Here is a 13,137-nt window from a genome sequence, read left to right as displayed (position 1 = left end):
GTACGGCTATGAACGCTTTGTTCGATCTCAAAACCTCGGTATCACAATCGGTATCTCCAACAGAGCCGCCAGGAATGAAAAACAGAGAAAAAACTCCCTCCGAAGTCGCTTTCAACCGTGAACATACGGAAACCGTGGGCGAAATCACCTCGCCCAATCCGCGCATCGAATGCCGGGGCGTCCAGGTCCACTACGGCGAGAAGCTGGCGATTTCGGGCGTCAGCCTGGACATCGGCCGCAACGAGGTCATCGCCTTGATCGGCCCTTCGGGCTGCGGCAAATCCACCTTCCTGCGCTGCTTGAACCGGATGAACGACACCATCCCGGCCTGCCGCGTCTCCGGCGAAATCACCCTCGATGGCCGCAATATCTACGATCCTTCGGTCGATGTCGTGCCTTTGCGGGCGCAAGTCGGCATGGTGTTCCAAAAGCCCAATCCCTTCCCCAAGAGCATCTTCGAGAACGTGGCCTATGGGCCGCGCATCCATGGTTTGGTGGCGTCCAAGGTGGAGCTTGAAGAAGTCGTGGAGTCTTCCCTGCGCCGCGCCGGCTTGTGGGACGAGGTCAAGGATTATCTGCACCAGCCCGGCACCAGCCTCTCCGGTGGCCAGCAGCAAAGGCTGTGCATCGCCCGCACCATCGCCGTGAACCCGGAAGTCATCCTGATGGACGAACCTTGTTCGGCGCTCGATCCCATCGCTACCGCCAAGATCGAGCAATTGATCGACGAACTCCGGTCGCAGTTCACCATCGCCATCGTGACCCATTCCATGCAGCAGGCGGCGCGGGTGTCCCAGCGCACGGCCTATTTCCATATGGGGCGGTTGATCGAGGTCGGCGAGACGGCGCGCATCTTCACCAATCCCCATCATCAATTGACGGAAGATTACATCACCGGGCGTTTCGGTTGAGGAGGCGCGGATGAGCGGACAGGAACAAGCCTCGGCGGTGCCCAAGGTGGAGGGGCATACGGTGCGCCGCTTCGACGGCGAAATGAACCAAATCCACCTCAAGGTGCTGGAGATGGGCGGTTTGGCCCTGGCCCAGCTCAAGGACGCCCTGCGCGCCCTCAAGAATAAGGATGCGGCCTTGGCCCAGGCCATCGCGCCCAGGGAAGACCGGATCGACCATCTGGAGGTCGAAGCCGACGCCGAGGTGCTGGGCTTGATCGCCCGGCGCTGTCCGATGGGCGGGGATTTGCGCATGGTGATGGCGGTGTCGAAAAGCGTCACCGACCTCGAACGCATCGGCGACGAAGCCATGCGTATCGCCAGCATCGCCCAGCAAATCTATGGCAAGGACGGTTCCGAACCGGGCGGGCCGTTGCTCCGGGATGTGCATCTCATGGGCGATTTCGTGGTGGAGGTGGTGGAGGATGCGCTGAGGGCGTTCGATCTGTTGGACGAGGATTTGGCGACCGAGGTCATCGCCCAGCAGGACAGGCTCGAGGACGAATTCGAGGCCGGGTTGCGCCGTTTGATGACCTATGTCATGGAGGATGCCCGCAATATTGGTTTCGCCATCAGCGTCATCCTCATCATCAAAGCCTTGGAGCGCATCGGCGCCCATGCCGCGAACCTTGCGGAATACGTGATTTTCCAGGTCCGGGGCATGGATGTCCGCCATCAGGGCGCTCCCGCCGCGCCATAGCCCGCGCCGGATCAGCCCGCCCGGTCCGGCACCAGGGTCAGCCGGTGTTCGGTTTTCCCCGGCAGGAAGGGCAGGGGGCGTCCTTCCGCCCAGGCCCGCTCCTGGTCGCGGTAATAGGGCGACAAGGGGTGTCCCGATTGCCCGCCCGGAATGTGCAGGATGCCATCCCCAGGATGGTTGGGCGATACCGCCATGCGCTCGCTGGCCCCGTGGCCGTTGTTCAGCGCCTTGATGCAGAAGCTATTGCACGCCCCGGCGGTTTCCGGCATGTCCAGCAGGAAGCCCGCTGCCGGGAAGCTCCGGCTGAACGGATGCCGGATCGCCACCCGGTTGATTTCCCCCCAAGGCAAGGCCGCGAGTTCGGCCCCCGGATGTTCGGCCAAGAGGCTAGCCGCGCTCCGCTTCAGGTTGTCCAAGAGGAAGCCGTGCCAATCCGTCCGGCGCTCCGGCAGGGTGTCCGGCACGCGTCCGGCGAGCCAGGCCCGCAGCGGGGTTTCCTGCTCGCGCCAGCGGTAGGCGAAGCCGGGCTCGGCGGCGGCGCACCGCGCCACCAGCGGCGCGAACAAAGCCTGCGCCAAATCCAAGCGCCAGCGCACCAATAAACCAATCCCGAGGCTCTCGGGGGCCAGCCGCCCATCCCAGGCCTGGATCGCCGCCTTGGCCTCGGCCAGGACCGGATCGGATTTCAATGCCGCTTCGTCCAGGGTTTCCAGCGCCAGTTCGCGGTAGAACTCGTAGAAACCGCTGGTGGTGTCCAATTGCAGGCCGAGCAAATCGGCTTCCGACCACAGCGGCTTGGCGCGGAGCTGTTCCGCGATGCGGTAGGCGCGGTAGCCATTGGCGAACCCATGGCCGATGATGTAGGGATAGTCCTTGCCCAGGGTGCGGCTGTTGGCGGTGGCGATGAAGCCCTCCGGCGGATCGATCAGCCGCGGCAATTGCTCCGGCGGGATATAGCCGTCCCAGCCGACGCCGGGCTTGGCCCAGGATTCGGCCACGCTGCCATCCAGTCCGACCCGCTTCGGGTAATAGCCCATATAGGTCCAGGCGATATGGCCGTCCGCGTCGGCCAGCACCACGTTTTGCGGAGGCGAGCCGGCCCGGTTCATCAGGGCTATGGCGTGTTCCAGGGTCGTGGCCCGGTCCATGTCGATCAGCCCCAGGTTCACGGCTTCCGGGTCGAGCGCGTTCCAATGGATGGCGACCGGGTCGCCCAGGAGGGGAACCGGGGACACCGGACCCCACAGCGTGCTTTTCAGCGTCACCGGGACGGGCGGGCCGTCCTTGACCTGGAGGGTTTCCTGGCGGGTCTCGAAGCGCCGCCAGCCTTCCGGGGTCCGGTATTCATCCGGATTGGCCGGGTTGATTTCCAGCCGCACCAGGTCGAGGAAATCGCCCTCGATATTGGTGAAACCCCAGGCGATATGGCCGTTGCCGCCCACGACGATGGGCGGGGCGCCGGGCAGGGTGACGCCCGCGATATCCACCCCGCCATAGCGCAGCCGGGCGCGGTACCAGACATTCGGCACACCCAGCGGCAGATGCATATCGTTGGCGACCAGGGCGCGGCCATCGGCGGTTTTCCGGCCTCCGACCGCCCAGTTGTTGGAGCCGATATCGGGGGGCTCCGGTCCCACGGCGGCGAGCGGGGCTGGGCGTCCCGCGCTGGCTTCGAGCAAGCGGGAGATGGCGGCGGCCGGCACCGGCTGGGCGGGCCGGTGCGAGCCCGCGCCGCCCAGCAGGGGCCGGGTGTATTCGTCGGTGTCGGGGGTGAGGAAGGCCACCACCTCGGGCGGCAACAGCCGCGCCATCGTGGTCAACATGCGTTCCTCGGTTTCCTGGTCGCTGAGGGTCTGGAACATCCCCAACGCCACCAACAGGCTATCCGCCGCCTGCCAGGGTTCGGGCCGGTAGCGCAGCACCCGGAATTCGGGCGGGAATTCCGGGGCGTTGGCGATATAGGCGTTGACGCCCTGGGCATAGGCCGCGAGCGCCGCTTGTTGGTCCGGTGGCAAATGGGCGGCGATGGCCAGTGCGGCGCGTTGGAACTCGTAGACCCGCTGGGCCAGGTCCACCGGCAGCGCCTTTTCCCCGAAGATTTCCGCCAGCCGTCCCGTCGCTTTGCGCCGCGTCAAATCCATCTGGAACAGCCGGTCGCGGGCGTGGAGATAGCCCAAGGCCCGCTGGGCGTCCTCGCGGGTGGATGCGGCCACGGTGGGGATGGCCTTGGCGTCGGCTTCCACCGTCACCGGGCCGGAGAGGCCGGGAATGCGGATTTCGCCGTCCAGTTTGGGCAGGGACATCGCCATGCGGTCGATCTGGTAGGCCACCGGGGCGGTGAGGCCCAACAGCGCGAAGGACAGCACATAAAACTTGTGTTTGAGGAGCATAAAACGGGTTCCTGGGTGCCGACGACACCCGCCAAAGGCAGGGCGGGGATATTCCGGGTATACTGCCCCGCTTTCCGTTAAGCGAGCAACCACCATGAGACCGAGCGGCCGCCAACCCGACGAACTGAGGAAAATCGCCCTGACCTGCCATTACACCAAGCACGCCGAAGGCTCGGTCCTGGTCGAGTTCGGCGATACCCGCGTCATTTGCACCGCCAGCATCGAGGACCGGGTGCCGCCCTTCCTCAAGGGCAAGGGCGGTGGTTGGATCACCGCCGAATATGGCATGTTGCCCCGCGCCACCCACGAACGCACCGGGCGCGAAGCCGCCAAGGGCAAGCAAGCCGGGCGCACCATGGAAATCCAGCGCCTGATTGGCCGTTCGCTGCGGGCCGCTTTGGATTTGGAAGCCCTGGGCGAGCGCACCGTCACCATCGATTGCGACGTGATCCAGGCCGACGGCGGCACCCGCACCGCGTCCATCACCGGTGGCTTCGTGGCTTTGAGCCTGGCCGTTCGGCATTTGCTCAAGCAGCGGCGGCTCAAGGTCAATCCCATCCATGGGCAGATCGCCTCGGTGTCGGTGGGCATCTACAAGGGCGCGCCGGTGCTGGACCTCGATTATAAGGAGGATTGCGAGGCCGAGACCGATATGAACGTGGTGATGAACGAGGCCGGGGCGTATGTGGAGGTGCAGGGCACCGCCGAGGGCCATGCCTTCCGCCGCGAGGAACTCGACGCCATGTTGGATTTGGCCGGCAAGGGCATCGGGGAGTTATTGGCGCACCAGCGCGAGGCTTTGGAGCAGAGCAAGCTGGGCTGAGGGGGGCGGGCCTTGGCCCGCCCGGCGTCCGCCTTACAGCGGGCTGCCCGCCTTCATGGCGTCCGGTACTTCGACCAGCTTGCCGGTCTTCACATCGTAGATGAAGCCATAGATCGGGATGTACTTGGGCACCAGGCTATGGTTGCGGATGCGCAGCACGTCCTCCACCACGCTCTGCTCGTTGTTCTTGATGGTCAGCCAATTGATGTATTTGCCATCGGCGGAACCCGGACCCTGGCCCACATCATGCCAGCCGTTTTCGTCGATGGTGGCGGTATCGAGGCTCTGGCCCAGCAAATCGCCCATGATGTCGTTGGTGAACAACTCCATGCCGCAATCGGTGTGGTGGATGACGAACCATTCCTGGGTGCCCAGGAGCTTATGGGAAATCACCAGGGAGCGGATGGCGTCGTCGCTGGCCCGGCCCCCGGCGTTGCGGGTGACATGGGCGTCGCCCTCGGACAGCCCGGCGTACTTGGCGGGATCGAGCCGCGCGTCCATGCAGGTCAGGATGGCGAAGCCACGGGCCGGCGGCAGCGGCAGGTGGCCTTTGTCGAAGGTGGAGGCATAGCCTTGGTTGGCGCTCAGGACCTCGGTCAATATCTTGCTCATGCTCAACTCCTCTTGTCGTAGTGTTTTAGTTTCCGGGCCGGTGTCCGCGAGGGGCGCATACCGGCTTTGGGGGACGCTGTTTTCCAGCCATTTTGTGACTTGCCGACGATGAAAAAAATCCTGCTCGCCAGCAACAATCCCGGGAAGGTCCGCGAGATCGCGGCCATATTAGCAGATCATAATGGGGGCGGAGCCATCGGGAATCTCGAAATCCTGCCGCAATCGGCCTTCGATATTCCCGAGGCCGAGGAAACCGGCCTGAGCTTCGTCGAGAACGCCATCCTCAAGGCCCGCAACGCCGCCAAATATTCGGGACTACCCGCCATCGCCGACGATTCCGGGTTGGAGGTCGATGCCCTGGACGGCGCGCCCGGCGTGTATTCGGCCCGCTATGCCGGGGTCGCCGCCAGCGATGCCGAGAACAACGCCAAGCTGTTGGAAGCCTTGCGCGAGGTGCCGGACGGTCTGCGGACCGCCCGGTTCCGCTGCGTGATGGTGTTCCTGCGCCATGCCGCCGACCCGAGTCCCTTGATCGCGCAAGGGATTTGGGAAGGGCGCATCCTGCATGGGCCGCGTGGGGAAGGGGGATTCGGTTACGATCCTTTGTTCTTCGTGCCGGAATGCGGTTGCGCCTCGGCGGAACTGGCGGCGGAGGAAAAGAACCGGCTGAGCCACCGGGGCAAGGCGGTGCGGGAATTGGCGCGGCAGATGTTCGCGCCCGGCGGGGTTTGAGGTTCGCCCGTTCCCAGGCTCCGCTTGGGAACGGGCGGGCCGGGGTCAGCGCGAGGCCAGCTTGGAATAACGCTGCTTCACCGCCTGCGCCAACTGATGCACGGCCATCGCGTAGTTGGTGCTGTGGTTGTAGCGGGTGATGACATAGAAATTGTCGTAGCCCAGCCAGTATTCATCGCCGTCCACCGCCTTGAGCCGCAACAGCCGGGCCTTTTCCACCGGGTAATCCAAGCTTGGACGGATGCCGTAGCTTTCCAGGGTCGAGAGCGGATAGACCTTGTCGAAGCCGCATTCGAGCCCTTCCGCGCCCGGTCCCGCCACCGAGGCGGGGGCCGTGACCGGCTCCCCGGCCTTCCAGCCATGCCCCGCGAAATAGTTGGCGATGCTGCCGATGGCGTCCTCCGGGTCCCACAGGTCGCGCCGCCCATCGCCATCGAAATCCACCGCGTAGCGCAGGAAACTGCTGGGCATGAACTGCCCCAAGCCCATCGCCCCGGCATAGGAACCCACGGGCCGCGAGGGGTCCATGCCTTCCTGCCGCGTCATCAGCAGGAAGTTTTCCAGTTCCTCCGCGAAATAATCGCCGCGCCGGGGATAATCGAAAGCCAGCGTGGTCAGGGCGTCGATGATCCGGTGGTTGCCGATGTTGCCGCCGTAGATGGTCTCCACGCCCATGATGCCCATGATGTGTTCCGGGCTGACCCCGTATTGGGCGCTGGCCCTCCGTAACGCCCCCGCGTATTTGGCCCAGAACGCCGCCCCGGTGGAAATATGTTTTTCGTCGAGGAATTGGCCGCGGTAGCGGGTCCAGCTGCCGGGCTTGGGTTTGGCGCCGGGTTTGGATTCGTGGCTCAGATAATCCAGGGTCCATTGCTTGCGCCGGGCTTGGGAAAACAGGCCGTATAGATATTCCCGGCCATATCCGTGACGCGCCGCCATGCGTTCGATGAAGTTTTCGAGGGCGGGATACCCGGCGTAATCCCCGGTGAGATAACGGGCGTGATAAGCCCCCACCGGCGTGGGATATTCGCTTTCGGTTTGCGGTTCCGCGGGGGCCGGGTCCGGGGCGTGGGAGTATGGCTCCGGGGTTCGGTGGACCGGGGCGGGCGGGTTGCTGGCGCAGCCGCCGAGGCAGAGCAAGCCCGAAACCAGGGTGAGGGCGTGGACGAAGGATGGGGCGTTCATGGGAGGCTCGCGGTCGGGTGGCGGGAATGCGGACCGCCTTGGGGCGGCCCGGCCGGCTAGGGCCGGCGCGCCGTCGCGGCGGAGGTCGGCAAGCATAGTGCCGGGGTGGCGAACGCACAAGGCACCGATGGGGCCGGGCCGGCAGTAGCATGGGGACGGGAGGCGGGAAAAACCGCTGTCCCCCCCGCGCTTGGCCACGGGCGAGACAGCGGTCTGGGCGGCATCAGGCCCGCCGGGGAGCGCGGCGCGGAGGAAAGCCGCCCTGGTTTTCACGCGGACGGGCTTCGTTGACGCGCACGTTGCGGCCCTTGAGCGGGGCGCCGTCGAGTTGCTTGATGGCTTCCTCGCCGCTGGCGCGGTCGGGCATCTCCACGAAGCCGAAGCCCTTGGAGCGTCCGGTGAGCTTGTCCATCACCACGTTGGCGGAACTGACCTCGCCGAATTGCTCGAAAGCCTCGCGCAATTCTTCGCTGCTGAGTTGGTATGACAAATTGCCGACATAGATATTCATCATCTGAAAAACACCGTGCAGAACGCTGTGCCATCCTCATTAAATCCATCAGCTGCTCAACGAATGGCACGGAGATCAAGAACTGATGATCGGTCCCCCGCCTGGGGACCAGATTGTCGGCCTCATACCCTTGGGAACACGAGGCGATGAAATCCCCTTACGGGGGTTCCTAAACCACTTAGCTTTCAAGGTTAAAACGGCGATGTCAACACTTTTGTGACGGCGGCGGCGCGGGCTTCAAACTTGGGTTTCCAATAGTCCACGCAACCGGGCCAAGTCTGGCAGGCCGGGCCTCGCGCCCAGGCGTTCGCAGCACAACGCTCCCGCCGCGCTGGCGTAGCGCAGCAGGCCCGGCCAATCCAAGCCCGCCGCCAATCCCGCCGCGAAGCCGCCATGGAAAGCGTCGCCCGCGCCGGTGGTGTCCACGGCTTCGACCCGGAACGCGGGCAGCGCGCCCGATTCGCCATCCTTGCGCCAGATCAGGCCGCGTTCGCCCAGGGTGATGACCACGGCGGGCGAGCGTTCGGCCAGCGCGGCCAAGGCGCGTTGCGGATCGTCCTCCCCCAGCCATTGCCGGGCGAATTTCTCGGAGCAGGCGAGGTAATCGACCGCGAACATCAATGCCTCGGTCCCCCGGTGCAGCGAACCCGCGTCCAGCACGCTGGGAATGCCGTGGGCGAGGAGCGGGGCGGATAGCTCGGGTTCGTGGCCGTCGAACAACACGACCTTGGGCAGGAGGGTGGAAAAATCGATGGCGTCGACGGGCAACGGGCGGGTATCGCCCTTGTAGTTGACCAGGGCGCGGCGGCCATCCGGCTTCACCAAGACGGTCGAGAGCGGCGTCGGCGAAGCGCCCCGTGCGATCAGGCCGGTTGCGACGCCCTCGCGCAGCAATTCGGCGTGATGCAGTTCGCCATGGGCGTCCAGGCCCAGATAGCCCGCGAAAGCCGCCCGGTACCCGAGCCGCGCCACGGTGACGGCGGCATTGGCGGCGGGACCGCCACCGCAGGCGATCAAGCCGTCGGCGAAGATTTTTTCATCGGCTTCCGGATGGCGTGGCACCGCGAACACTAGATCGTAGGAGGCATGGCCCACGCAAAGCACATCGATAGGGGAGGCGGGGGTGGTCATGGGGGGGGCGGGAAGGCGGCGGTGGGGGCTTATTCCTCTAAGCCCACGAATTGCCAGAGGCGCTCGACCGCGGAGGGTTCGGCCAAATCCTTGGCCTGGCCGGGGACCCCCTGGGCATAGTTGAGGCTGTAGACCCTGGCGGCATCGTCGGCCAGATCGTTCTGGCCCAGTTTGCGGTAGGCTTCCTCCAGGGTGCGCAGGGCCAGGGGCACGGCCTGGGTGCGCTGGTATTTGCGGATGACTTCGGCACAGCGCCGCGCGGCGGCGAGATAGGCTTCCCGGCGCATGTAGAAATCGGCCACATGGATTTCGTACATCGCGAGGTTGTTGCGTAGGGAAATGACACGCTGTCCGGCGTCCTCGGCATAGCGGCTGTTCGGGAAGCGCCGCAGCAATTCCTCGAATTCCTTATAGGCGTCGAGGGCCGAGCCGGGATCGCGCTGGGAGGAGTCGGTGGGGAGAAAACGGTCGATAAAGCCGATGCCTCGGTTATAATTCACCAATCCCTTGAGGTAATAGGCGTAATCGACGTTGGGATGGGTCGGGTTCAGCTTGATGAAACGGTCCGTCGCGGCGATGGCGGAATCCGGCTCGTCGTTCTTGTAGTAGGCATAGGCCACGTCGAGCTGGGCTTGGGTCGCGTACTTCCCGAAGGGGTAGCGGGCCTCCAGCTTCTCGTAGAGCTTCACCGCTTTGTCGTAGCGCTTCTCGAGCAGGTTCTGCTTGGCTTCGGTATAGAACTTTTCGGCGGTCCAATCGGCGTATTCGTCGGGTTCCTCCTTATTATTCTTACCGAACCAAGAACAGCCACCCAATAGCAGGGATAGGGCCAAAACCCAGCCGACCCAGCGTTTTCCGCGCGAAATATCCGAATAATTCAACATGGCCGCAACGATAGACGTAACGGTCGCAGTATACTCCGAATCCCCGAGTCCATAAAAGTGAACCCTCTCCAAGTCCTCACCGCCGAAATTCCCGTGGCTTTGGCCGGATTGCGGCTCGATCAAGCCCTGAGCGAAGTATTCCCCGGTTTTTCCAGGGGCCGTTTGCAAACCTGGATCAAAAGCGGCGCGGCCAAGGTGGATGGCGCGGTGTTGCCGCCCAAGCACCGCATCCTGGGCGGCGAACACGTGGTCCTCCAGGCCGAGGTGGAACCGGCCACCGCCGTGGTGGGCCAGGATATCCCGCTGGAGATTGTCCACGAGGACGATGACATCTTGATTATCGACAAGCCCGCCGGCCTGGTGGTGCATCCGGCGGCGGGCCATAGCGACGGCACTTTGCAGAACGCCCTGCTGCACCACGCCCCGGAACTGGCCGGGATTCCCCGCTGCGGCATCGTCCACCGCATCGACAAGGACACCAGCGGCCTGCTGATGGTGGCGAAGACCCTGACCGCCCATAACGCCCTGGTCGAACAATTGCAGGAACACAGCGTCCAGCGCGAATATCTGGCCCTGGCGCAAGGCGCGATGACGGCGGGCGGCACCGTGGACGCGCCGATAGGCCGCCATCCCCGCGACCGCAAGCGCTACGCCGTCCGCAACGACGGCAAGCCCGCCGTGACCCATTACCGGGTGGCCGAGCGCTTCCCCCGCCATACCTTGCTGCGGGTGCGGTTGGAAACGGGCCGCACCCATCAAATCCGCGTCCATATGAGCCACATCGATTACCCCCTGGTCGGCGATCCGGTCTATGGGGGGCGTCCCCGGTTGCCGCCGGGGGCGGGTCCGCATTTGGTCGCCTGCCTGCGAGAATTCAGGCGCCAAGCCTTGCACGCCGAGACCTTGGGTATCGTCCATCCCGCGACCGGGGACTATTGCGAATGGCAGTCGCCGCTGCCCGATGATTTCGCCGGGCTGCTCGATGCCTTGAGGGCGGGCTGATGGCGGTGCGCTGGATCACGCCCGATTGGCCCGCGCCGCCCGGTGTCCGCGCCGCCAGTAGCTTACGGGCCGGCGGCGTGAGCTTGGCGGCTTATGCCAGCCTCAACCTCGGGGCGCATGTGGGCGACGAACCCGCGCATGTCGCCGAGAACCGCCGCCGCTTGGCCGCCGCCTTGGCGTTGCCCGCCGAGCCGGTCTGGCTCAGCCAGGTCCACGGCATCCGCGTGGTGCGGGCCGATGCCCCCGATAGCCTCACCGCCGATGCCGCCTACACCCAGGCGGCGGGCGTGGTTTGCGCGGTGATGACCGCCGATTGCCTGCCGGTGCTGCTGTGTTCCCGCGATGGCGGTACCGTCGCCGCCGCCCATGCCGGTTGGAAAGGCTTGCTGGGCGGGGTGGTCGAGGCCACGGTCGCGGCCGTCGGCAGCCGCGACCTCATGGCGTGGCTCGGTCCCGCCATCGGTCCCCAAGCCTTCGAGGTCGGCGACGAGGTCCGCGCCGCCTTCCTGGCCCAGGACGCCGGTTTCGCCACCGGGTTCCGTCCGCTGGGCGCGGGCCGATGGTTGGCCGATCTTTACCAACTCGCCCGCGTGGTCCTCGACCGGCTCGATATCACCGACATCCACGGCGGCGGCTGGTGTACCCACGGCCATCCCGGCGATTTTTTCTCCTACCGGCGCGACCGCGAGACGGGCCGCATGGCCACCTTGATCTGGCGTGAATAATCCCCCATGACCTTGTTTCTCTGGATCGTCCTTTTCACCTTGGTCGGCGGTGTGCTGAGCGTCGCCGCCGCCGCCTTGTTCCTGTTGATTCCCGAACACCACCACCCGCGCATCCTGCCCCATGGCGTGAGTTTCGCGCTGGGGGCCTTGTTGAGCGTGGCCTTCCTCGACCTGTTGCCCGACGCCTTGCGCGAAGTGGGCGAGGGCGGTGGCGACGCCGTGATGGCGACCGTGCTGGCCGGTATCCTGGGTTTTTTCCTGCTGGAAAAGCTGCTGCTGTGGCGGCATTGCCATTCCGATCATTGCGAAACCCACGCCGAGGAACATTTCCACCAGCCGGCCGGCACCTTGATCGTGGTGGGCGACGGCATCCATAACTTCGTGGACGGGGTGTTGATCGCGGCGGCGTTCCTCACCGATATCCAGTTGGGGGTGGTGACCAGCCTGGCGGTGGCGGCGCACGAGATTCCCCAGGAGCTCGGCGATTTCGCCATCCTGCTGCAAAGCGGCTATGGCCGCGCCAAGGCTTTGCTCTATAACCTGCTGTCCAGCCTCGCGACCTTGGTGGGCGGGGTGCTGGCCTATTTCGGGCTGGAGCATTTGCACGGGGCCTTGCCCTATATCCTGGCCCTGGCGGCTTCGAGTTTCGTCTATATCGCCGTGGCGGATTTGATTCCCAGCCTGCACCAGCGCACCACGGCGCGGGAGGCGTTCCAGCAGGTCGGTTTGATCGCCCTGGGGATCGTCGTGATCCATTGGACCCACGCCCGGACCGGCGTGGACCCTGGACCGCCGGTGGCGGCGGGGAGCGGTGCGTATTCGGGCGCGGTGCCCTGATTTTGCCGGGGAGGCGGGGAGATGCTGGTGCAGGTGATTTACGCGAGCCGGGCCACAAGGCCGTTCTCGGACCGGGATTTGGTGCTGCTGTTGCAGAAATCCCGCGACCGCAACCGGCGGCATGGCATCACCGGGATGCTGGTCTACAAGGAACCCACCTTCCTCCAGGTGTTGGAAGGCGAGGCCGGGGAACTGGAGCCGGTCTGGCGCGATATAGCCGCCGACCCCCGCCATGGGCAGATCGTCGAACTGCGTTCCGGGCCGGTGGAATCCAGGGGCTACGGGGAATGGTCGATGGGTTTTTTCAATGCTTCCTGGAACGGTTGCGCGGCCCTGGACGGTTATACCCGGTTCCTGGACCTCGATTTCTCGCCGGAAGGCTTCGCCATGGCCCCCGAGCGGGCGATAGCGTTCATGCGCTGGATCAGGGATGCCGATATGGGGTTATGACCCGGCCCCGGCCATCGTTTCGATGCCATGGGTCGTTGGCGGGAATCTGGTTGGGAGGGAAAAAAGAAGGTAGGGGCATAGATTGGGGGGGAAGCCCCTACCTTCTGGGGAACCTGCGGGCGGAGCCTGAACTCCGGGCGCTAGCGCCGATAGGTGGGTTAAGCCATTGATCGCGACATCCGGTCGACCCGGTGCGACAATCATC

General features: G+C 65.0%; 14 protein-coding genes. 8 read left to right on the top strand and 6 right to left on the bottom strand.

From position 1 onward, the window contains the following. Nucleotides 1-74 precede the first annotated feature (74 nt). Entirely contained in the window at nt 75-911 is an 837-nt protein-coding gene (gene pstB / locus K5658_RS18475) for a phosphate ABC transporter ATP-binding protein PstB (protein WP_246628491.1), read from the top strand. A gap of 10 nt (nt 912-921) precedes the next feature. Then, nucleotides 922-1,650 carry a phosphate signaling complex protein PhoU gene (gene phoU, locus K5658_RS18470; protein WP_221064556.1) on the top strand — a complete coding sequence of 243 codons (729 nt, stop codon included), beginning with the start codon at nt 922-924 and terminating at the stop codon, nt 1,648-1,650. Nucleotides 1,651-1,661: 11 nt separating this feature from the next. On the opposite strand, the gene K5658_RS18465 is transcribed toward phoU, so the two are convergent. Then, nucleotides 1,662-4,040 (bottom strand): penicillin acylase family protein, encoded by a 2,379-nt coding sequence (locus K5658_RS18465; RefSeq protein ID WP_221064555.1) that lies wholly within the window; start codon nt 4,038-4,040, stop codon nt 1,662-1,664. A gap of 94 nt (nt 4,041-4,134) precedes the next feature. On the opposite strand from K5658_RS18465, the gene rph reads away from it, so the two are divergent. Next, nucleotides 4,135-4,863, top strand: a complete 729-nt coding sequence (rph, locus tag K5658_RS18460) for a ribonuclease PH (protein ID WP_221064554.1) — start codon at nt 4,135-4,137, stop codon at nt 4,861-4,863. A 33-nt stretch (nt 4,864-4,896) separates the two neighbouring features. Here the strand turns inward: rph and K5658_RS18455 are convergent, their stop codons facing one another. Beyond that, nucleotides 4,897-5,475, bottom strand: a complete 579-nt coding sequence (locus K5658_RS18455) for a beta-class carbonic anhydrase (RefSeq protein ID WP_221064553.1) — start codon at nt 5,473-5,475, stop codon at nt 4,897-4,899. Between the two features lie 108 nt (nt 5,476-5,583). Here K5658_RS18455 and rdgB point away from each other — a divergent pair, with 108 nt between their 5' ends. Then, complete coding sequence (gene rdgB, locus K5658_RS18450) at nt 5,584-6,207, top strand: RdgB/HAM1 family non-canonical purine NTP pyrophosphatase (protein ID WP_221064552.1); 624 nt, start codon at nt 5,584-5,586, stop codon at nt 6,205-6,207. 45 nt (nt 6,208-6,252) lie between these two features. On the opposite strand, the gene mltB is transcribed toward rdgB, so the two are convergent. The 4 genes from mltB to K5658_RS18430 form a co-directional block, all read right to left on the bottom strand. Further along, nucleotides 6,253-7,392: a lytic murein transglycosylase B gene (mltB, locus tag K5658_RS18445; RefSeq protein ID WP_221064551.1), complete on the bottom strand. Its 1,140-nt coding sequence runs from the start codon at nt 7,390-7,392 to the stop codon at nt 6,253-6,255. 223 nt (nt 7,393-7,615) lie between these two features. Further along, the gene (locus K5658_RS18440) at nt 7,616-7,906 is read right to left on the bottom strand and encodes an RNA-binding regulator (RefSeq protein WP_217807267.1); all 291 of its coding nucleotides are present in this window, start codon (nt 7,904-7,906) and stop codon (nt 7,616-7,618) included. 234 nt (nt 7,907-8,140) lie between these two features. Further along, on the bottom strand, nt 8,141-9,034 hold the full coding sequence (locus K5658_RS18435; RefSeq protein ID WP_221064550.1) for a carbohydrate kinase family protein: 894 nt from the start codon (nt 9,032-9,034) through the stop codon (nt 8,141-8,143). 29 nt (nt 9,035-9,063) lie between these two features. Next, nucleotides 9,064-9,918 carry an outer membrane protein assembly factor BamD gene (locus K5658_RS18430; RefSeq protein ID WP_221064549.1) on the bottom strand — a complete coding sequence of 285 codons (855 nt, stop codon included), beginning with the start codon at nt 9,916-9,918 and terminating at the stop codon, nt 9,064-9,066. Nucleotides 9,919-9,975: 57 nt separating this feature from the next. On the opposite strand from K5658_RS18430, the gene rluD reads away from it, so the two are divergent. The 4 genes from rluD to K5658_RS18410 are packed head-to-tail and all read left to right on the top strand — an operon-like array spanning nt 9,976 to nt 12,932. Beyond that, nucleotides 9,976-10,920 (top strand): 23S rRNA pseudouridine(1911/1915/1917) synthase RluD, encoded by a 945-nt coding sequence (rluD, locus tag K5658_RS18425; RefSeq protein WP_221064548.1) that lies wholly within the window; start codon nt 9,976-9,978, stop codon nt 10,918-10,920. Beyond that, a complete protein-coding gene (pgeF, locus tag K5658_RS18420) occupies nt 10,920-11,645 on the top strand; it encodes a peptidoglycan editing factor PgeF (protein ID WP_221064547.1) in 726 nt (241 codons plus the stop codon). The genes rluD and pgeF overlap by 1 nt, the downstream gene beginning before the upstream one ends. Nucleotides 11,646-11,651: 6 nt before the next feature. Beyond that, nucleotides 11,652-12,482 (top strand): ZIP family metal transporter, encoded by an 831-nt coding sequence (locus tag K5658_RS18415; RefSeq protein ID WP_221064546.1) that lies wholly within the window; start codon nt 11,652-11,654, stop codon nt 12,480-12,482. 27 nt (nt 12,483-12,509) lie between these two features. Then, nucleotides 12,510-12,932: a BLUF domain-containing protein gene (locus tag K5658_RS18410; protein WP_221064545.1), complete on the top strand. Its 423-nt coding sequence runs from the start codon at nt 12,510-12,512 to the stop codon at nt 12,930-12,932. The last annotated feature ends 205 nt before the right edge of the window (nt 12,933-13,137 follow it).

The sequence above is a fragment of the Methylomagnum ishizawai genome (genome assembly GCF_019670005.1).
GTDB classification, from domain to species: domain Bacteria; phylum Pseudomonadota; class Gammaproteobacteria; order Methylococcales; family Methylococcaceae; genus Methylomagnum; species Methylomagnum ishizawai.
Note: the sequence above shows the minus strand (reverse complement) of the source record. Positions and strands in the feature narration are given on the sequence as shown.

What these genes read in the sequence shown, in the direction of transcription:
- K5658_RS18465 (WP_221064555.1), bottom strand. Translation starts at nt 4,040, where the DNA reads ATGCTCCTCAAACACAAGTTTTATGTGCTGTCCTTCGCGCTGTTGGGC.
- K5658_RS18440 (WP_217807267.1), bottom strand. Translation starts at nt 7,906, where the DNA reads ATGATGAATATCTATGTCGGCAATTTGTCATACCAACTCAGCAGCGAA.
- pstB (WP_246628491.1), top strand. Translation starts at nt 75, where the DNA reads ATGAAAAACAGAGAAAAAACTCCCTCCGAAGTCGCTTTCAACCGTGAA.
- rph (WP_221064554.1), top strand. Translation starts at nt 4,135, where the DNA reads ATGAGACCGAGCGGCCGCCAACCCGACGAACTGAGGAAAATCGCCCTG.
- K5658_RS18430 (WP_221064549.1), bottom strand. Translation starts at nt 9,918, where the DNA reads ATGTTGAATTATTCGGATATTTCGCGCGGAAAACGCTGGGTCGGCTGG.
- mltB (WP_221064551.1), bottom strand. Translation starts at nt 7,392, where the DNA reads ATGAACGCCCCATCCTTCGTCCACGCCCTCACCCTGGTTTCGGGCTTG.
- K5658_RS18415 (WP_221064546.1), top strand. Translation starts at nt 11,652, where the DNA reads ATGACCTTGTTTCTCTGGATCGTCCTTTTCACCTTGGTCGGCGGTGTG.
- K5658_RS18435 (WP_221064550.1), bottom strand. Translation starts at nt 9,034, where the DNA reads ATGACCACCCCCGCCTCCCCTATCGATGTGCTTTGCGTGGGCCATGCC.
- phoU (WP_221064556.1), top strand. Translation starts at nt 922, where the DNA reads ATGAGCGGACAGGAACAAGCCTCGGCGGTGCCCAAGGTGGAGGGGCAT.
- pgeF (WP_221064547.1), top strand. Translation starts at nt 10,920, where the DNA reads ATGGCGGTGCGCTGGATCACGCCCGATTGGCCCGCGCCGCCCGGTGTC.
- K5658_RS18455 (WP_221064553.1), bottom strand. Translation starts at nt 5,475, where the DNA reads ATGAGCAAGATATTGACCGAGGTCCTGAGCGCCAACCAAGGCTATGCC.
- rdgB (WP_221064552.1), top strand. Translation starts at nt 5,584, where the DNA reads ATGAAAAAAATCCTGCTCGCCAGCAACAATCCCGGGAAGGTCCGCGAG.